Source organism: Pseudoalteromonas sp. H103 (genome assembly GCF_001469205.1).
GTDB lineage: Bacteria > Pseudomonadota > Gammaproteobacteria > Enterobacterales > Alteromonadaceae > Pseudoalteromonas > Pseudoalteromonas carrageenovora.
The window spans coordinates 1-20,541 of record NZ_LOFG01000010.1; the positions used below are offsets into that span (position 1 = coordinate 1).

General features: G+C 36.5%; 17 protein-coding genes. All 17 read left to right on the forward strand.

Annotated features, from left to right (window positions below):
• The first annotated feature begins 313 nt into the window (after nt 1-313).
• Nucleotides 314-1,426: a polysaccharide export protein gene (locus tag ATS74_RS07130; protein ID WP_058548240.1), complete on the forward strand. Its 1,113-nt coding sequence runs from the start codon at nt 314-316 to the stop codon at nt 1,424-1,426.
• A 13-nt stretch (nt 1,427-1,439) separates the two neighbouring features.
• A complete protein-coding gene (locus ATS74_RS07135) occupies nt 1,440-1,874 on the forward strand; it encodes a low molecular weight protein-tyrosine-phosphatase (protein ID WP_058548241.1) in 435 nt (144 codons plus the stop codon).
• A gap of 15 nt (nt 1,875-1,889) precedes the next feature.
• Entirely contained in the window at nt 1,890-4,139 is a 2,250-nt protein-coding gene (locus ATS74_RS07140) for a polysaccharide biosynthesis tyrosine autokinase (protein ID WP_058548254.1), read from the forward strand.
• Between the two features lie 134 nt (nt 4,140-4,273).
• Nucleotides 4,274-5,578 carry a flippase gene (locus ATS74_RS07145; protein ID WP_058548242.1) on the forward strand — a complete coding sequence of 435 codons (1,305 nt, stop codon included), beginning with the start codon at nt 4,274-4,276 and terminating at the stop codon, nt 5,576-5,578.
• Nucleotides 5,575-6,645: a nitroreductase family protein gene (locus ATS74_RS07150; RefSeq protein ID WP_058548243.1), complete on the forward strand. Its 1,071-nt coding sequence runs from the start codon at nt 5,575-5,577 to the stop codon at nt 6,643-6,645. Before ATS74_RS07145 ends, ATS74_RS07150 begins: the two co-directional genes overlap by 4 nt.
• A complete protein-coding gene (locus tag ATS74_RS07155) occupies nt 6,646-7,803 on the forward strand; it encodes a polysaccharide pyruvyl transferase family protein (RefSeq protein ID WP_058548244.1) in 1,158 nt (385 codons plus the stop codon).
• Nucleotides 7,796-8,545: a glycosyltransferase gene (locus ATS74_RS07160; protein ID WP_058548245.1), complete on the forward strand. Its 750-nt coding sequence runs from the start codon at nt 7,796-7,798 to the stop codon at nt 8,543-8,545. The genes ATS74_RS07155 and ATS74_RS07160 overlap by 8 nt, the downstream gene beginning before the upstream one ends.
• An 18-nt stretch (nt 8,546-8,563) precedes the next feature.
• Nucleotides 8,564-9,718: a hypothetical protein gene (locus ATS74_RS07165; RefSeq protein ID WP_058548246.1), complete on the forward strand. Its 1,155-nt coding sequence runs from the start codon at nt 8,564-8,566 to the stop codon at nt 9,716-9,718.
• A 16-nt stretch (nt 9,719-9,734) separates the two neighbouring features.
• On the forward strand, nt 9,735-10,304 hold the full coding sequence (locus ATS74_RS07170; RefSeq protein ID WP_082660568.1) for an acyltransferase: 570 nt from the start codon (nt 9,735-9,737) through the stop codon (nt 10,302-10,304).
• Nucleotides 10,301-11,428 (forward strand): glycosyltransferase family 4 protein, encoded by a 1,128-nt coding sequence (locus tag ATS74_RS07175; protein ID WP_058548248.1) that lies wholly within the window; start codon nt 10,301-10,303, stop codon nt 11,426-11,428. The genes ATS74_RS07170 and ATS74_RS07175 overlap by 4 nt, the downstream gene beginning before the upstream one ends.
• On the forward strand, nt 11,429-12,538 hold the full coding sequence (locus ATS74_RS07180) for a glycosyltransferase family 4 protein (RefSeq protein WP_058548249.1): 1,110 nt from the start codon (nt 11,429-11,431) through the stop codon (nt 12,536-12,538).
• A gap of 66 nt (nt 12,539-12,604) precedes the next feature.
• On the forward strand, nt 12,605-13,609 hold the full coding sequence (locus ATS74_RS07185) for an NAD-dependent epimerase (protein WP_058548255.1): 1,005 nt from the start codon (nt 12,605-12,607) through the stop codon (nt 13,607-13,609).
• Nucleotides 13,610-13,989: 380 nt separating this feature from the next.
• Nucleotides 13,990-15,069: a UDP-N-acetylglucosamine--undecaprenyl-phosphate N-acetylglucosaminephosphotransferase gene (gene wecA, locus ATS74_RS07190; protein ID WP_058548250.1), complete on the forward strand. Its 1,080-nt coding sequence runs from the start codon at nt 13,990-13,992 to the stop codon at nt 15,067-15,069.
• A gap of 752 nt (nt 15,070-15,821) precedes the next feature.
• Nucleotides 15,822-16,730 (forward strand): sulfate adenylyltransferase subunit CysD, encoded by a 909-nt coding sequence (gene cysD / locus ATS74_RS07195; protein WP_058548256.1) that lies wholly within the window; start codon nt 15,822-15,824, stop codon nt 16,728-16,730.
• A gap of 98 nt (nt 16,731-16,828) precedes the next feature.
• Nucleotides 16,829-17,176, forward strand: coding sequence for a four helix bundle protein (locus tag ATS74_RS07200; protein WP_058548251.1), 348 nt, complete (start codon nt 16,829-16,831; stop codon nt 17,174-17,176).
• An 82-nt stretch (nt 17,177-17,258) separates the two neighbouring features.
• A complete protein-coding gene (gene cysN / locus ATS74_RS07205) occupies nt 17,259-18,671 on the forward strand; it encodes a sulfate adenylyltransferase subunit CysN (protein ID WP_058548252.1) in 1,413 nt (470 codons plus the stop codon).
• A 64-nt stretch (nt 18,672-18,735) separates the two neighbouring features.
• The gene (locus ATS74_RS07210) at nt 18,736-20,463 is read left to right on the forward strand and encodes an SLC13 family permease (RefSeq protein ID WP_058548253.1); all 1,728 of its coding nucleotides are present in this window, start codon (nt 18,736-18,738) and stop codon (nt 20,461-20,463) included.
• The last annotated feature ends 78 nt before the right edge of the window (nt 20,464-20,541 follow it).

Consider the following 20,541-nt stretch of genomic DNA (forward strand, 5'->3'; position numbering starts at 1 on the left):
TTAACTCCACGTAGGCGTCTTGCTTGCTGGCGCACTAAAAGAGCAGCTTTTACATATTACCTAACTTGCACAAACAGGCATTACCACATTTGCGTAAATATTAGGTATTTGTGCTAATACCTACGCTACAAAAATAAAAATAAATTATAAAAAATACATGTTAAACATTAAGTAAATTTACAATACATAATGTTTCCAAAGCCTTATTCACGCTTGCGCGTAAACAGCGCTCATGCTTTAATTAGCCAGATAAAAAGTACTCACCAAGGTTGGTGGGCAAAAGCAATAGTTAAAATAATTTTGGGATTCTACAATGGCGTTACGCTGTAAATCATTCACAACGATACTCGCATTATTAACCTTATCAGGTTGTACAATTGTACCAGGTAGCCATTTTGAAGGCATAGACTCAGGCGAACAAACTTATAACCTTGAGCAAGATCTCGAAAAAGTTAACATACAAATTATCGACTCGCAGCTTTTAAACAAGCAAAAGCTAGCGCAAGCAGCTGCAAAGCCAATATCAAGCAGTGCAGGTTTAAACGTAAGCGATTACGAATATAAACTAGGTGTAGGCGATGTACTCACAATTGGCGTATGGGATCACCCAGAGCTAACAATACCAGCAGCAGTACAACGTACCGCAGAGTTTGACGGCTTTAGAGTACAAAAAGACGGCACAATTACCTACGCTTACGCACCAAATATTCCTGCAGCTGGCAGAACAATAGGCCAAGTACGCGATGACCTAGTAAAACGCCTAAGCCGAGTAATAGAAGATCCACAGGTAGATGTAAAAGTAGTGGGTTTTAGAAGCCAAAAAGCCTACGTAACCGGTGAGGTTAACCAGCCAGGTGTATACCCAGTAACCGAAATACCACTTACCCTAATTGACGCGCTAAACCAAGCAGGTGGCTTAACAGATGCAGCCGATTGGCGCACTGTTACCTTTACCCGAGGTGATAAAACCGAAGTAATACAGCTAGATGACTTTTATGCCCATGGCGATATTTCGCAAAATCGTTTATTACAACACGGCGATATTGTGCATGTAAGCCGTAATGATGCACAAAAAATATTTGTTTTAGGTGATGTAAAAAAAGCAGGTTCAGTAACGCTTAACCGTTATGGTTTAAACTTGGCCGAAGCGCTAAGCGACTCGGGTGGGCTAAACGAAACAACCGCTGATGCAAACGGTGTATTTGTATTACGTAAAAGTAATGTGGAGCAAACGGGCTACATCGCAAATGTATACCAATTACACGCGAAGAATATTACAGCAATGGTACTTGCTGAACAGTTTGAATTACAACCGCACGACATTGTATATGTTACCTCAGCACCGCTTGCACGTTGGAACCGCGTAATAAGCTTATTATTACCATCGGTATCTACGGTTGATAATATAAACGACATTAACAACTAAAGGGCTTTTTAAGATGTTTGATTCAGTTTTAGTTGTGTGTGCTGGTAATATATGCCGCAGCCCAACCGGTGAGTATGTTTTAAAGCAAAAGCTTGAGGGCAAAAATATAAAAGTATCGTCAGCAGGTTTAACCGCACTTGAGGGCAAGCCTGCCGATGCGACCGCTAAGCAAATTGCCCAAGCACACGGTGTAAATATGGATGCCCACCAAGGCAGGCAGTTGTCGTCAAGCTTAGTTGCGCAAAATAGCGTTATTTTAGTAATGGAGGAGCGCCATTTAACCGACGTACATGCCCGCTACCCAGAGGCACGTGGTAAAACATTTTTACTAGGTAAGTGGATTAATAACGCCGAAATACCAGATCCATATCGCCAAAGCCAAGAGGCTTTTGAACACGTTTATACATTAATCGATAGCGCCTGTAGCGCTTGGCAAAAGTATTTATAAGGAATGGCTAATTTAATGAATACCCAGCCGAATAACAGCGCTAGTAGCGCTAATAATAAAAGCACTAATAACACACAATCAACGCAAGAAATTGATTTAATAGCCTTACTTGGTGTGTTACTTGATCGTAAATATTTTATAGTAGCGGTAACCGCACTGTGTATGTTTATAGGTGTGGTTTATGCAGTATTAAGTACGCCTGTTTACCAAGCTACCGCCATGATACAAGTTGAAGACGGCGGTGCATCAGTTCCTGGTTTTGACGATATGGCAGGTATGTTTGAAAGTACATCGGCCGCAATAACCGAAATAGAGCTACTAAAATCGCGCAGCATAATAGGTGAAGCAGTAGATACTTTAAAGCTTGATATAATAGCAAAGCCTAAACTATTTCCGTTTATAGGTAGCCGAGCTTATCGTACTTTTAGCCCAATGAGCGAGGGCGACTTAGCCGAGCCAAGTTTTGGCGCAAGTAGCTACGCATGGGGTGGTGAGAACATAAATGTATTTAGATTTGAGGTACCTCGTACTGCTGTAAATAAAACATTTGCTTTAGTTGCACAAGCTAACAACAGCCTTGCACTTTTAAATGGTGACGGCGAGCAAATATTATCGGGTAAAGTGGGCGAAGAGCTTACAAATGGTAAATTTAGCCTAACAGTACGCACATTAAATGCACGACCTGGTACTGAATTTTTATTAACCCGAAAAGATCGCCTAAATACTATTTTAGATTTACAAGCAGCTATTGGCGCAAGCGAAAAAGGTAAAGATTCAGGCATAATCAACTTAAGCTTGCAAAGTACAAAACCTAGTTATGCTGAAAAAGTACTTGATAAAGTGGCCGCTATTTATGTACGCCGAAATGTAGAGCGTAATAGCGCCGAGGCACAAAAATCACTAGAATTTTTAGAAGTACAATTACCAGAGATAAAAAAACAACTTGAATACGCAGAGCAACGTTTTAACGATTACCAAATTAAACGCCAGTCAATAAACATTACGCTTGAAACCCAAGGCGTGCTTGAACAAGTTGTAAAGCTTGAAACCAAACTACAAGAACTAAACCTAAAACGTTTAGAACTTGGTCGTAAATTTAAAAAAGACCACCCAACATACCAAGGTATGGTAGAGCAAATTCAAGCGGTAGAAAAACAAAAACAAGAGCTTGTAGGTGAGGTAGGTAACCTGCCAGAAACTCAACAAGAGCTACTACGCTTAAAGCGCGATGTTGAGGTAAGTAACCAAATTTACACATTACTGCTTAGTAAAACACAAGAGCTTGATATCGTGCGTGCAGGTACGGTAGGTAACGTACGTATTATTGATTACGCCGAGGTAAATACTAGCAAGCCAGTTAAGCCTAAAAAAGCATTAATAGTAGTAATGGCAACATTGCTAGGTGGTATGTTAGCTGTGGCAATTGTGCTTATACAAAAAGCAATGCATAAAGGCGTTGAAGACCCAGCAGAAATTGAAGCACTAGGCTTACCTGTATACGCCAGTGTACCGCACTCAGATTATCAAGATAAACTAAGTGGCTTTGCCGAGCGAGCCCGAAAAAATAAAACAAATAAGCCTAAAAGTATACTAGCGCTCGATAACCCAGCCGACCTAGCAATTGAGGCACTACGTAGTTTACGTACCAGTTTACACTTTGCGATGATGGAAGCTAAAAACAATATTATTGCTATATCGGGCCCAAGCCCAAGTGTAGGTAAATCGTTTATATCGGTTAACTTAGCAAGTGTGCTTGCACAAAGCGGTAAAAAAGTACTTATTATTGATGCCGATATGCGTAAAGGCTACTTACAAACACAGTTTGGCTTAAAGTGGGACGATGGCTTAAGTGATTACCTATCAGGCCGTTTAAACCTAGAGCAAGTTACTAAACCAACTAAAGTTGAAGGCTTAAGTGTTATCACGCGCGGACAAATACCGCCAAACCCTTCAGAGCTATTAATGCATAGCAATTTTAGAAAATTAGTTGAAGAAGTAAGCGCTGCTTACGACATTATAATTATTGATACACCACCAATACTCGCGGTTACCGACCCAGCTATAGTCAGTGCACACACAGGCACTACGTTATTGGTAGCACGTTTTGGTCAAAACCATGTACGTGAAATAGAGTTAACTCGTAACCGCTTTGAACAAAATGGTATTGACGTAAAAGGCGTGGTATTTAACGGTGTAGTTAAAAAGGCCAGTAATGCTTATGGGTATTACGGTTATTATAATTACGAATATAAGTCAGATAAGTGATTTTCTTTATGTGTATGGCTCGGCTTACAAGCCGTTGCAGTCTAGGCCTATAAATAAGTTTAAAAAGTATTAATAAATTAGTTAGGTAAGCTTTTCTTATATAAAAGCCTAGTTATAGAGAGGATTAAAGCAAGTTGTCAGATTCAGATTTAACATCAACAAAAAAGGCTTTAGGCAATATCACTTGGTTATTCGGTGAAAAAGTTATCACTATGGGTTTGGCGTTATTAGTATCAATAGTACTAGCTCGGTATTTAGGTGCGTCCGAATTTGGGAGGTTAAACTACCTAATTTCTTTCATTGCTATACTAGTCCCTTTTTCGACTTTAGGATTAAATGCAATTGTTGTTCGGGAGTTAGTTAATGAAAAAAGGGATCAAGGTATTATCTTAGGAACGGCATTAATGCTTCGTTCTTTGGGGGGCTTAGTAGCGATTATAATTATCATTGTTACAAGTTTAATATTTGAACAGAAATTGTTAATATCTTCGAACTGGTTAATCCTTGGTGCTATCGGCAGTAGTTTCTCATCACTATTGCTATTCGATTTTTATTTTCAATCTATAGTTCAGTCGCAATACGTTGTGAAAACTAGGTTAATCGTACTTGGGTTGAGTTCTGGTATAAAAATGTTAGCTGTTTATAATAGCACCTCATTGGAAGTATTTTTAAGCCTAATTGTATTGGAACCAGTTGCGACTGGAATTGTTTTATATTCTTTCTTCAAGTTTAAAAAAACTAAAAAAATACTTTTTAAGTTCGATTTTACATATGCTAAAGAGCTTTTCTCTCAATCTAAGTGGTTAATACTTTCTGGGTTTATGGCAGTAGTCTATTTAAAAGTAGATCAGTTAATGATTGGTGAGATGTTAGGTAGCGAAGAACTCGGCGTTTATTCGGTCGCTGTTAGAATGTCGGAAGTATGGTATTTCTTTCCTACCGCTATTGTCGCCTCATTCTTCCCTAAATTATTGAAAAGTCGATTAGATCCAGTTATGTATCAATACAACTTGCAGCGAGTCTGTGATGTGCTTTTTTGGTTCGGTGTATTAGTTGCAATTTCAATAACACTAATTTCTACATTATTAATCGATGTATTATACGGAGAAATGTACAGCTTTGCCTCACAAGTATTAAATATTCATATTTGGGCCGGTGTATTCATATTTATGAGAGCATTACTGAGTAAATGGCTAATTGCTGAAGGGTTACTTAAGTTTTCTTTATTAACTCATGGTATAGCCGCTATCACAAACATAATTCTTAATTATATATGGATACCACAGTTTGGAATTATTGGTGCTGCATGGGCTACGTTTATTTCGTACGCATTGTCCAGTTACCTAGTTCTCTGGTTAAATGGTAATACTTTACCTATGGCTAAAATTATGTCTAAAACAATCACATTCCCTTATCGACTCTTAAAGTATAAATCATGAAAAATTTGCTAAAGAAAATAATACCTAAAAATGCTATAAATAATTTTAGAAAACTGATTAGTTTTATCGATAAATCTGCTATATCAGTTTTCTCAAAAACCAAAGTTACCTCTTCTTTATATTACCTAATTTTTAATAAAAGTTTTATGAGAGAGCACCAATCAGTTCTCAAAGGACGTGTCAAATATTATCAATCACTAGAAAAAATTGAAGATAGTTGTGTATTACTTAGGAGAAATATACACCGTTTAGAGAAAGGTTTGATCATGCAACCCAGAAGGGATGTTTTTGGTAAAGCGTTCATTGGAGAAACCGTTGATGCATTTGTTCTTGCCGTTAAACAAAATGCTTTGAAAGAAAGTGAAGGGAACTGGTTTAATGATGTTCTGAGTAAATATTTTGAAGTAGTGTCATCTAGCCTTGAAATAGATTCTGCTAGAAAAAAATATGAAAGTGTGTGCCAAGAAAGAAAAATATTAAATCGCGCTAAAAGTATTCCGTACGCTCGCGAAAGTATAAAAGAAACAAATATATCTTTTGAGCAATTAGAGGTTTTATATAAGCAAAGACGTTCTATTCGCTGGTATGAAGATAAAGCAGTAGACATATCCCTTATTAATAAAGCTGTTGATATTGCTACACAAGCTCCATCCGCATGTAATAGGCAGCCTTTTAAATTTCATACCGTCATGAACAAAGATAAAGTTAAAAAGGTGGCGGATTGTGCAATGGGAACCACTGGTTTCTCTCATAACTTACAAACAATAATCGCTGTTGTTGGTGATTTGTCAGCTTACCCAGCAGAAAGAGATAGGCATGTTATTTATATTGACGGCTCTTTGGTAACGATGCAATTGATGTTGGCTTTAGAGACTCTAGGGCTTAGTACATGCGCGATAAATTGGCCCGATATAGAAACTAGAGAAAAAATGTTAGACGAGCTATTAGGTCTAAATAAGCACGAGCGTACAATTATGTTGTTAGCCGTTGGATATGCAGATCCTAAGGGTGGCATACCATTTTCTCAGAAAAAAAATTGTTCAGATTTAATCAAGGTAATTAAGTAAATGATAATAGAAATAAAAGGTGTTCAATTTGTAAATAAAGGCGCTGAGCTGATGTTGCACGCTGTATTGCAAAAACTTGAAGCCTACGATAAAGAAATCGATATTGTTTTAGCTCCTAATGCAAATTCATCTTATAAAGAGCGTATTAAAGTAGGAGGTTATCAAAAGCTACTACTTAGGAAAAAAACCTATGACTTTAATGGATTAACTTATTATATTCCAAAATCAGTTCGACGTTGGTTAAAGAACACATGGGGTATAGTTACAGAAGCCGATATTGACGTGATTTTGGATGCATCAGGCTTTTCTTATGGAGATCAATGGCCTTCTAGAACTATAAAAAATACATCGAATGAAATCGTACGATTAAAAAATAAGAATAAAAAGTATATTTTTCTTCCCCAAGCTCTAGGGCCTTTTAACAATACTACTAACCGTGAACTGGTTCGTAAGGGGTTTAGTAAAGCTAGTTTAATATGTGCCCGAGAGAAAGTTAGTTTTGATAATACAATGAATGCGGTTGAAGATGACTCTAATGTAAAATTATATCCAGATTTTACAAATTTAGTTAAAGGAACTATTGATAATAATTATTCTGATTATGCTAATAAAATATTAATAATACCTAACTGCAATATGATTAGTAAACGCAACAATGACTCTGCATGGAAAGCTACATATATTGATTTTTTAGTAAACTCTGTCTTAACAGTAAAAGAATTAGGTTTTATACCTGTTCTCCTTAATCATGAAGGCGAAGAAGATGGGGAAATATGTAGTCAGGTTTTAGAGTTGATTGATGGAGAAATAGACATAATTAAAGAAAATGATCCTTTAAGAGTAAAAGGAATCATTGGTTCAAGTAAAGCTATTATTTGTTCTCGATTTCACGGGTGTGTAAGTGCGCTAACACAAGGTATTCCATGTTTGGGTACTAGTTGGAGTCATAAATATGAAAAGTTATTTGAAGAATACACTCGTTCTAGCTATCTATTGTCTCCTAATATAACTAAAGAAGAAATACAGCAAAAATTAATGTCTACTATTGAAACAATTGATAATGAAGATTACACACTTAAAATAAAAGAATACAAAGTTAAATCAGAAGCAATGTGGAATGATATTTTTAAAGTTCTGGATGAAGTGAACAATGCTTAATGAATTAGTTTCTATTTACATACCAACCCATAACCGTGTTGAACTACTGCAGAAATCAATCGATAGTATTTTGAGTCAGACATATACTAATTGGGAGGTTATTGTCGTTAATGATGCCTCTATGGATGGTACTAGCGATTATTTAGAGACTATTTCTTCAAGTGACTCAAGGATTCGGTATTTTAATAATGAGACTCCCATGGGGGCGTGTTACTCAAGAAATTTAGCCATTAATCACGCTACAGGAAAGTTTGTAACAGGTCTTGATGACGATGATATGTTTACAAAGGATAGGTTACAGATTTTTATAGACTCTTATGATGACTCTTATGCATTTTTATCAGCGGATTGGAGGGTATTTCCATCTTCGTTGATAAAGAATGTTAAAAGAAAGTTAATTTATAAGTGTGGGAAAATTGATTTAGTAACTCTTTTAGATAAAAACCATATAGGTAATCAGGTTTTTATAGAAAAAGAAAAGCTTATTGCTGTGGGGGGGTTTGATGAAAGCCTCCCAGCTTGGCAAGATTACGATTTATGGGTTCGGTTAGTAAAAAAATATGGACCTGCATTAAAGCTTAAAAATGAAACGCAGTTGATTCTAGTTGATAACAGTTTAAAGAGAATAACAAATTCGCCTAATAGAATAAAAGGTATAGAGATTTTCTTTAATAACTATAAAAGTATTATGAACTCTAAACAAAAATTTAGAATTTATAATATTATTAAAAAATTAAATTAAACATAATTAGAGGTCTGTGTGGATATTATAGTCTTGTTATGTTTGCTTTTTGTTGGCTTATCTATATCTATTTTTAAAAGTAGACTAATACAGCTAATATTAATATTTTTTGCATATCCTATATTTGTAGTTGGTATATTAACTCTTGGCGGCGAGTCATCAAGGATTGTAGCTGCTATCGGTGATTCATATTACGTAGAGTTTTATTTTAAAGCCTTTATCTACCAAGTTATCACATATTCATTTTTTTTCTTTGTTTTATTTAGTGTTCGAAAATATAAATTTGATGTTAATATTCTAAAACTTGACAGTAAAATAAGATTATTTCTTTTGATTTTATTGTTTGTTCTTTACCCTATAGCGTACCCCGGAGTATTCGGTCTAAGTGAATCTCGTTTTGGTAGTGGTGGAAGTTTATTAATTGTTATTAATTCTTTACTGTTAATGTCTAGGTTGAATTATAGAAATTTCATTGATGTTTCCATGGTTTCTATTAATTTATTTGCTTTTTTTATGGGGGAAAGGGCAGATATAATAATATTATTATTATTAGTTTTCATCCTAAAATCTAATAAAGGTAGAGTAAGTGAAAGGAATATATCTAATTTAAAGTTTCTGTTTGGTATTGTAGTTATATCTATGGCAGGTTTATTATCTGGGGTAAGTAGGGCCGGGAATGGTATAGATATAGATATTCAAAAAATAATTACTTATTTTATTTCACAGGGCACAGCGGTAGATGTCATCCATGTCTATTTATCATCATTTTGGTATGTGGATAATTTTGGTTATAGCATAGACCCAATATTAAATATTATTTTTAGTTTTATTCCTTTAAATAGTATCGGTGGGGCATCTTCTAATTACAATGTTACAGAAATTCTAAGAACATATATACCGAATGTAGGTGGCGGTCTTTTTTATAGTGCCTTTTACCTATCGGGGGGGGTGTTTTCAATGGCTATATTTTCATCCATTTTCTCTTTTTTTATAAAGTATATATTCTATAAAGAGTCATTATTTAATTTCTTGTTTATTGCTTTGTTAATACAGCAGTTGAGAATACAATGGTATGGTATTAATTATTTAGGAAATGTTATATCCATAGGTCTCATCGTTATATTTTTTATTTATCTAATTAATATAATAAATAAAAAAAGATCTTTTATTTAATTTATTTTGGTTTCATATGACTGGTAAAGAAGTTTTCAAGTTTTTATACCCAATAATGTATTTGTTAATACGTTTATTTAAAGTGCTTCCTTTATGGCTAAGATACTTTCTTTTAGATTGCTTTTCGTTGGTGCCATCTAAAATAGGTGTCGGTATTAGATACGTATTAGTGAGTTCCATGTGCAAAAGCATTGGAAGAAATGTGTATATTGGTCGTTTCGTTATTATTAAAAATATCACCAGTTTAAGTATCGGTGATAATGTGAGTATCCACGATTACTGTTATCTTGATGCTATTGGCGGGATTAATATAAATGATGATGTTTCAATAGCTCACTCGTCATCACTTATATCTTTTGAACATTTTTATGGTGAAGATGATACACCTATAAAGTATTCAGGCTTAGTTTTAGGTGATATTAATATAGAAAGAAATGTATGGATTGGCTGTGGGGTAAGAATTTTATCAAATTCTTACATAAAAACTAAAGTAATAGTTGCTGCAGGCTCTGTAGTTAGGGGAGAGCTAAAAAGTTCCTCTATATATGCGGGAGTACCTGCTCGTAAGGTTAAAGATATAGTATGAAGCTAACTTTTATTCACGATCATGTTTTTTTAAAGTTTAAAGGTAATTACTATTCAACTGGAAAATTAACTTATAAGCAGTTAAGCGGCTATTTTAAGTATGCAAATGAGATAGAAGTCATCGCTCGTTTTAAAAATGTTGATTACGATCCTGGAGATGCCTTGCTATCAACAGGTATGAATATTACGGTTCATGGTGTCGATGGTCCTTTGAGCACTAGAGGAGTTATCTACAGATCTAAGCTGATAGCATTAATTACCTCTATTATTGCTAAAACCGATTTCGTTATTTCTAGATTACCAAGTGAATTAGGCTTGTTAGGTGATAGGGTCGCTAAGACACTTCATAAACCCATATTACATGAAATGGTTGCATCTCCGTTTGATTGCCTATGGTATAGAGGTGATTTTTTTGCAAAAATATATGCACCAATTCTTTCCATAAGAATAAAACAAGCGTTACTTAAAGCTAGCTATGTCATTTACGTTACAAAAAATTATCTTCAGCATAGTTACCCCACAAATGGTCGTTCTATTGGTATATCGGATGCTCGGGTGGATGCTACTACTAATAATAAAAAGCCTATAAACCCGAAAAAGATACGTTTAGGAGTTATCGGTAACCCCGCAGTAAAGCTTAAAGGAATTGAATCACTTTCTAAACTAATGGAAAAGGTTACAGATGTTAATATAGAGCTTCAAATTGTTGGAGGTAATCTAACGTCACCATTAGAATTGAAGATGAATGAAAATAAAAAAATAAAACAAGTTGGTTTTATATCAAGCAAGCTGGAAATGGCTTCTTGGTTTAAACAAATAGATATTTACATTCAGCCTAGCTTTACTGAAGGTCTGCCAAGATCGCTAGTAGAAGCCATGTCATTTGGTATACCTTGCATTGGTTCAAATGTTGGAGGTATTCCTGAAATTGTTCATTCAAATTACCTTTTTAAACCAGGCAATGTAGAAGAGCTGATTTCTCTTATTTACAAGCTAGTTAGCTCTGAAAATGAATACTCTATTTTAATGGAGCATTCAATTAATAAAGCTAAAGAGTTTTCTTTAAATCTAGACAATGAAAGAGAGCAGTTTATGAATGAATTTTTACAAGTTGAGTTAAAATAAATGGCAGTAGGAATTAGTGCTAATACGAGCTGGTATTTATATAATTTTAGAAAAAATACAATTTTAGCAATGCTTGCAGCGGGTAATAAGGTTTTTGCAATTGCGCCGCAGGATGAGTACTCAAAAAAGCTTGAAGAACTAGGCTGTGAATTTATTAATATAAATATTGATAGTGGTGGCACAAATCCGATTAATGATTTAGGAACTTTGTATAATTTTTATAAAATATATAAAAATTATACAATAGATATTGTTTTAAACTTTACCCCTAAGAATAATATTTACAGTACCTTGGCAGCAAGACTCGCTGGCGTTAAATCAATTAATAATATAGCGGGTTTAGGTACTTTATTTATAAGTGAAAGTCTTGCATCAAAAATAGCTAGGGTTTTGTATAAATATAGCCAAAGCAAAGCTGACTTTATTTTTTTTCAAAATGAAGATGACAGAGCATTATTTAAGTCCCATAAAATAGCCCAGAATGTTAAGTCGGATAGACTACCTGGTTCTGGCGCCGATTTATCCCGTTTTATTGTATCACCCGCTCCCGATGATGGCGTTACTCGCTTTTTACTTATTGCTCGTATGCTTTTTGATAAAGGGATAGGGCAATACGTAGAAGCTGCACGAGCACTTAAAAGCAAATATGGTGATGCTGTTGAGTTTAGACTGTTGGGCTTTTTAGATGTAGATAACCCTTCTGCGGTGTCTAAAGCACAAATGAATACCTGGGTAGATGAAGGTGTAGTTAATTATTTAGGTACTTCTGACAATGTTGAAGCCGAGATAGCGCAGGTAGATTGTATGGTACTTCCATCATATTACCGCGAAGGCGTTCCAAAGTCTTTGCTTGAAGCGGGGGCTATGGGTAAACCAATTGTAACCACCGATAATGTTGGTTGCCGTGAAACTGTTGACGATGCTTATAACGGTTTTATTTGCGAACCCCGAAGCACTGAAAGTTTGACGCATGCCTTAGATAAAATAGTAACTATGAGTCATGAGCAACGTTTAGTTTTAGGCAATAATAGCCGTATTAAAATAGAACAAGAGTTTGATGAGAAAATAGTTATTCAAAAATATTTATTAGCCTTAAGCAGCTTTAGCTAATTTATTAAAATTTAGATGGCTGAAGTAATGGCGCATAATTATTTTTTAGACTTTACAAGGGTTAAAATGAAATATTTAGTAACTGGCGCTGCTGGTTTTATTGGTAGTGCTGTTGTTAAAAAGCTTACCGCTAGCGGGCAAGAAGTAGTTGGTATTGATAACCTAAACGACTATTACGATGTTAATTTAAAACTCGCCCGGCTAGAGCGTATTAAGCACGAGCAGTTTAAGTTTATAGAGCTTGACTTAGCTGAACGCTCAGCAATGGCGAATTTGTTTGAGCATGAACAGTTTGACCGTGTAATTCATTTAGCTGCGCAAGCAGGTGTTCGTTACTCTATTGAGAACCCTCATGCTTATGCAGATTCAAACTTAGTGGGCCACCTTAATGTTCTAGAAGGTTGCCGCCAAACTAAGGTTAAGCATTTAATTTATGCATCATCAAGCTCTGTATATGGCTTAAATGCTAAAGTGCCTTTTAAAACGTCTGACACTGTTGATCATCCTGTATCGTTATACGCTGCTACTAAAAAAGCAAATGAGTTAATGTCGCATAGCTACTCACATTTATATGATATACCAACTACGGGCCTTCGCTTTTTTACTGTTTATGGCTCGTGGGGTCGCCCAGATATGGCGCCATTTATTTTTACTAAAAAAATACTAGACGGCGATACTATTGACATAAATAACAATGGCGACATGTGGCGCGACTTCACTCATGTAGATGACATTGTTGAAGGTGTTGTTCGTATTGCTGATGTTGCACCAAATAAAAATGAGCAATGGACAGTAGAAACAGGTACGCCAGCCTCAAGCTCTGCGCCTTATGCTGTATATAATATTGGCCATGGGTCTCCTATTAGCTTAATGGATTTTGTTAAGGCTATTGAGGATGAACTTGGTATAGAAGCTAAAAAGAACTTTAGGGAAATGCAGCCCGGTGATGTATATCAAACCTATGCAGATACTAAAGACTTGTTTGCAGCAACAGGTTACAAACCTAAAGTTGGTGTAAAAGAAGGTGTGGCTGAGTTTATTACTTGGTATAAAAATTTTTATAACAAGTAGGTAGCTTTAACAACCATTTTTAGGTGTTTTTTAAGCTTTTGGCTGTTGTATAAACATATCTACGACAGCCTCTTTTACTTACCTAAATCGTGTATTGCGTAACTATATTAAGCTACCAGCCAGAGAACCATTAAGTTACCCATTGCTATATTGTGAGCTCTACCCTTTGAGTTCACATATTATTCATATTTAAGAGTTCACTCTTCCCTTTGTACTAAACGAATCGGCTTGTATAATAGCCTAAAATTCGCCCTCTATTGAGTGTTAAAGCAGCCGTGTAAATAAAAATTTAATAATTTACGCTTATTGCGAAACAAATTTTATTACCAAACAGCTTATTTACTACTTGGTTAAATAAGCTGTTTAGGATAAGGACAACCATGTTTATAGATTTACTACTTACCTTTTTTATTGCGTTTGCTGTTTTGTTTTTAATGCGTAAAGTAGCGCGTAATGTAGGGTTGGTAGATAAACCATCTGGCCGAAAAATGCATACTGGCAACATACCATTAGTAGGTGGCGTTGCTATTTGTATAACCATAGTTAATTACATTTATACACACCCAAATATGATTAATCACGCCAATTTATATATGTGCTGTATTATTGGCTTAACAATTATAGGTGCATTAGATGACCGTTTTGATTTAAGTGTAAAAATACGTATGGCTGTACAGGCGTTTATATCGTTTGCGATGATTTACTACGCAGGTGCCAATTTACATACGCTGGGTAATTTAATTGGTTTTGGTAATATTGACTTAGGTTATCTGTCTACGGTTATTACTATTTTTGCAGTGATTGGCTGCATTAACGCATTTAACATGGTTGATGGTATTGATGGCCTATTAGGTGGGTTGTCGGTAGTAACGTTTGCGAGTTTAGGTATTTTACTTAGCTTAGTAGGTGAAGAAAGCTTAAGTTATTTATGCTTATTGCTTGTTGTTTGTATGATCCCCTATATTGTTATGAACCTTGGCCTAGTGGGGCGCGAGCGTAAAGTATTTATGGGCGATGCTGGCAGTATGATGATCGGCTTTACCGTTATTTGGTTATTAATAGGCGCAAGCCAAACACCAGGTAATGCAATGATTCGCCCTGTAACTGCTTTGTGGTTAATTGCGGTACCATTAATGGATATGGTGGCAATAATGATTCGCCGCGTTAAGCAGGGTAAATCGCCATTTAAGCCTGACCGTGAGCATTTGCATCACATTTGCCAACGTTTAGGCTGCTCGCCTACACAAACTCTTATTTTAATATGTTCTATTGCCGCTGTTTTTGCAGGTATTGGTGTAATAGGCGAGGTGTTTTTAATACCTGAATTTTTAATGTTTTACGGTTTTGTAATTTTGTTTACCGCGTATTTATTAGTACTCATTAATTACTGTACTGTAATGAACTTTTTTAGACGTAAATTAGATTTACCAGAAAAAAAATATTCTACGTTGAGTAAGTAAGATAGTTTTTGGCTACGGGCTACGGGCTACGGGCTACGGGCTACGGGTTACGAGCTACAGGCTCTTTGGTGTTATAAAAAGGGAAGTTGTGCTTTTTGCGCGAGCAAGCTTCACGCCTACGGGAGAGCTTTGGGCGATAGGTAGCGAGCGACGGGCTGCTCGGTGTTAAATTACTTGTAGGCGTCTTGCTTGCTGGCGCGTTGGTTTAAAATGTAAGCTTCGCTTATTGCGCGAGCAAGCTTCACGCCTACGGGGAGAGCTTTGGGCGATGGGCGACGAGCTAAAGGTTAAGAGCGGCTCGGTGTTAAATTTACTTGTAGGCGTCTTGCTTGCTGGCGCGTTGGTTTAAAATGTAAGCTTCGCTTATTGCCTGAGCAAACTTAACGCCTACGTGGGCGTGAAGAGTTTTAATGTATATACAGATTATTTTATTTTTTAAGGCGCGACTTTTAGTCGCGCCTTTTTTTGTTTTTATTTTGAGGCGGTTAAGTTTTAAGCTGAGTAGGGCTTGTAGTTAATTATTTATAAAAACGTAAAACTAGCTTTTTTAACTTAAGTAATAAGTTACTAATTTAAAAGGTTAAACACTTTAATTATTGTTTATAAACATTACTAAACATAATTAAACAGGGTTTACTTGTGTAATATGGCCTAGGGCGTAGAAATTAGTACTTAGTAATGTATAGTACGCTAGTGAGGTCAATGAATATTTGGCTAAAATGGATTTTAACAAATTAGGATATGGCATTATTATGCATGAAGAAAAGCTAACCCACCTAAAGGCTCTTGAGGCCGAATCTATTCATATTATGCGAGAAGTTGCTGCCGAGTTTGATAACCCTGTAATGCTTTACTCTGTAGGTAAAGATTCGTCGGTTTTATTACATTTAGCACGAAAAGCATTTTACCCTGGCAAAATCCCTTTTCCGCTAATGCATGTTGATACCAACTGGAAATTTAAAGAAATGATTCAGTTTAGAGATCAAATGGCCGAAAAATATGGCTTTGACTTAATTGTTCATAAAAATCCAGAAGGTATTGCTATGGGCATGAGCCCATTTGAACACGGCAGTGCAAAACATACCGATGTTATGAAAACTCAAGGCCTTAAGCAGGCGCTTGATATGAATAACTTTGACGCTGCATTTGGCGGTGCTCGCCGCGATGAAGAAAAGTCTCGTGCTAAAGAGCGTGTATATTCATTTCGTGATAAAAACCACCGTTGGGACCCTAAAAACCAACGCCCAGAACTATGGAATGTGTATAACAGCAAGGTAGATAAAGGCGAAAGCATTCGTGTGTTTCCGCTTAGTAACTGGACCGAGTTAGATATTTGGCAATACATTTATCTAGAAGGTATTGAAATTCCATCGCTGTATTTTGCAAAAGAGCGCCCTGTAGTTGAACGTGACGGCACACTTATTATGGTTGACGACGAGCGCATGAAGCTGAGTGAGGGCGAACAAGCTCAAAACAAAATGGTTCGCTTTAGAACACTTGGCTGCTACCCACTAACTGGTGCCGTTGAATCTGTTGCCCAAACCCTCCCTGAAATTATTCAAGAAATGCTGCTTTGTACTACCTCAGAGCGCCAAGGCCGAGTGATCGATAACGACTCCGCAGGCTCAATGGAAAAGAAAAAAATGGAAGGTTACTTCTAAAGCGCACAGCGCTTCGGGCCTCTAGCTATGAGCTACGAGCTTATAGATGCAACTATTAGCTCTAAGTAAGTAGTTAAAAGTAATCAATAAGGGTACTTATGAGATACGAAAATTTAGAGGTTTGGCAGCGTAGTTTTCGCCTAAGTATAAAAATTTATAAAACATTTGAGCAGCTAAAAGACTTTGGTCTAAAAGATCAAATGTGTAGAGCTGGTGTTTCTGTTCCTAGCAATATTGCAGAAGGCTTTGAAAGAGAGTCCGACAAAGAAAAGGCTCGCTTTTTAGTTATAGCAAAGGGCTCTTTAGGCGAATTAAAAACACAGTTAATGATTGCAACTGAACTAGCTTGTATTTCAAAAGAAGATAGCTTATTGATTATTAATGAATGTGAATTAATTGGAAAAATGCTAGGTAGCCTAATTAGAACACTTAAAAGTTGCTCGTAGCCCGAAGCTCGCAACATAAATAAATTTAAGCACGTAGTACGTAGCTCGTAGCTCGTCGCTTACAGCTTAAAAAGGACTTAAAATGACTGAACAAGCTCAAACAAACTTACTAGCTACAGATATTGAAGCTTATTTAAAAGTACACGAAAACAAAGATATGCTGCGTATTTTAACATGCGGCAGTGTTGATGATGGTAAATCTACTTTAATTGGCCGCTTGCTTTACGATAGTAAAATGATTTTTGAAGATCAGATGGCTGCTATCGAAAAAGATTCAAAGCGTTTTAATACCACCGATAACGATTTTGACTTAGCGCTTTTAGTAGATGGCCTTCAATCTGAACGCGAGCAGGGTATTACTATTGATGTTGCGTATCGTTATTTTGCAACCGATCAGCGTAAATTTATTATTGCCGATACTCCAGGGCATGAGCAATACACACGTAATATGGCAACGGGTGCCTCTACGTGTGACTTAGCTATTATTTTAATTGATGCTCGTCACGGTGTGCAGGTGCAAACGCGTCGCCATAGCTTTATTTGTTCTTTATTAGGTATTAAAAACGTTGTTGTAGCTATTAATAAAATGGATGCGGTAGGTTACGAGCAATCGGTTTATCAAAATATTAAAAAAGACTACCGTGAGTTTGCACAAGATCTTAAATTTGATGATGTACGCTTTGTACCAATTTCGGCATTACGTGGCGATAACGTTGTAAACGAAAGCGAAGCAATGAGCTGGTACCCGGGCTCTACACTAATGAAGCTATTAAATACGGTACAAGTAAACCATGCTAAAAATGATGAGTTTAGGTTACAGGTACAATATGTTAACCGCCCTAATTTAAACTTTAGAGGTTTTAGCGGTACTGTAGCTGCCGGTGGTATTAGAGTAGGTGATACCGTAGCGTCTTTGCCTTCGGGTAAAGAGAGTAAAGTTAAATCTATAGTTACGTTTGATGGCGACCTTGAAAAAGCATCTGCGGGTATGGCTATTACATTAACCCTTGAAGATGAAATAGATGTAAGCCGTGGCGATATGTTGGTACGCCCACATCAAAAACCACATTCGGCTGATAGCTTTGTAGCCGACGTTGTATGGATGACCGAACAAGCCTTAAACGTAGATCGCGAATACGAAATTAAAGTAGGTAGTAAGTCGGTGTATGGTTACGCTGAGGCAATTAACTACAAAGTTGATGTTAATACGTTAAAACAACAAGATGCGTCGCAATTAAACTTAAACGAAATTGGAAATTGCCAATTTGCATTAACGGCGCCCGTGCAATTTGATGCTTACGATGTAAATAAGCATACCGGTGCCTTTATTATTATTGACCGTTTAACAAACGTGACTGTGGGGGCTGGCATGATACGTAAACCATTGGATGGTGAAAATAGTAAACCTAAAAGTGAGCATTCTGCATTTGAAATTGAGTTTAATGCACTGGTTCGTAAGCATTACCCGCATTGGGATGCAAAAGTAATACGTTAAATTACTTTATATAACGGGCTTATATTAGCCCGTATTTTATTAACTATGGATGGTTACTTAACTTATGCTATTTGATGCATATATAACATTGGGTATTTTTGCTTTAACGATTTTAGGATTGATCGTTTTGCAAAAACGCCCCGTTGCTGTTTTTGGTGCAACGCTTGTCGCTTTAATTGCATGTGATTTAGTAACTAAAAATCAGTTATTAACAAGTATTGCTAACCCTGGGCTTATAACACTTATTTTATTAATGTTGTGCTCGTTAGCGCTTGAAAAAACACGCCTGTTAAGAGTTATTGCATCTAAAACTATTGTTGATAGTTACTATTCAACATGGTTTAGACTATTTGGTGTAACTACGTTTTTCTCTTCTATATTAAACAACACAGCGGTAGTGGCTACGCTGCTTTCTCCTATTCGTAATAACCCCCATCATTTTGCCAGCAAATTACTATTGCCTTTGTCGTATGCCTCTATTTTAGGCGGTACGCTTACGCTTATTGGTACCTCTACCAATTTAATAGTTAACTCAATGTATATTGAGGCGTCGGGTAAGTCGTTGTCATTTTTTTCGTTTACGGCGGTTGGCGCTATTTTAGTGTTTTGCTGTGGTGTAGCTATGTTTTTTTGTAACCGTATGCTGCCAAGTATTGAACAAAATAAAGCAACCTCAGAGGGTTACTTTATAGACGCTAAGGTATCTGTAAATTCTCAGCTTGTGGGTTACTCTGTTGAAGTTAATGGCCTTAGGCATTTAGAGTCATTATTTTTAGTTGAAATAGTGCGCGAAGGTAGGCTTATTAGCCCTGTTTCACCTTCTGAAATAATACACCCATCAGATAGGCTTATTTTTTGTGGTGATATAACTAAATTACTTCAGCTAGGGCAGTTTTCAGGACTAGAAATTTTTGCTGAAAAAACAGGCACAATAAACAGTAACCTTACAGAGGTTGTAATAAGGCAAGAAAGCCTACTTGTTGGTCGTACTTTAAAAACAACAGGCTTTAGGGCGTTGTTTGATGCTGCTGTGGTTGCAATAAGGCGTGACGGTGAGCGAGTGTCGGGTAAGTTGGGCGATGTAGTGATTCGCTCTGGCGACTTTTTAGTGTTAGCTGTTGGCGGTGACTATAAGTCGAGAACAAACATAAATAAAAACTTTTTAACACTGTCGGGTGTTGAGCCCGAAAGCAGAATTAATGGCTGGAAAGCTTGGCTTTCTGTTGGTGGGTTTGTAACGACCATTATACTGGCGGCTGTAGGAGTTTTAGACTTGCTAGAGGGCTTAGTATTATTACTGGGCAGCCTTTTATTTACACGGTGTTTAACTACAAACGAAATAGTAAGGCGTTTTCCTGTTGATATATGGCTGGTGGTGTCGTCTGCTATTTTATTATCGAATGCACTTGTTAACTCGGGAATAGTTGAGTTTATTGGTGGTTTTATAGGTCAGTTTAATGGGCCGCAATATGTTTATACCGCACTTATATTGGTGTACTTAATAACATGGATAATGACCGAGTTCGTAACTAATAACGCCGCTGCCGCATTAATGTTCCCTATAGGTTATACGGTTGCGTTAGGGTTTGGTGTTGACGTATTACCTTTTGTAATGACGGTAGCGTTTGCAGCAAGCGGCAGCTTTATTAGCCCTTATGGGTATCAAACCAATTTAATGGTGTTTAATGCCGGTAATTACAGATTGAATGATTTTGTAAAAATAGGCCTGCCAATTAGCGTTGTGTATGCACTTGTTGTGATGATATTTGTACCGGTGTTTTTTCCTTTTTAGGGATGTGGTTAGCGTCAAAAGTCGTGGGTGATGGGCAAAGGGCGATGGGCAAAGGGCGATGGGCAAAGGGCGATGGGC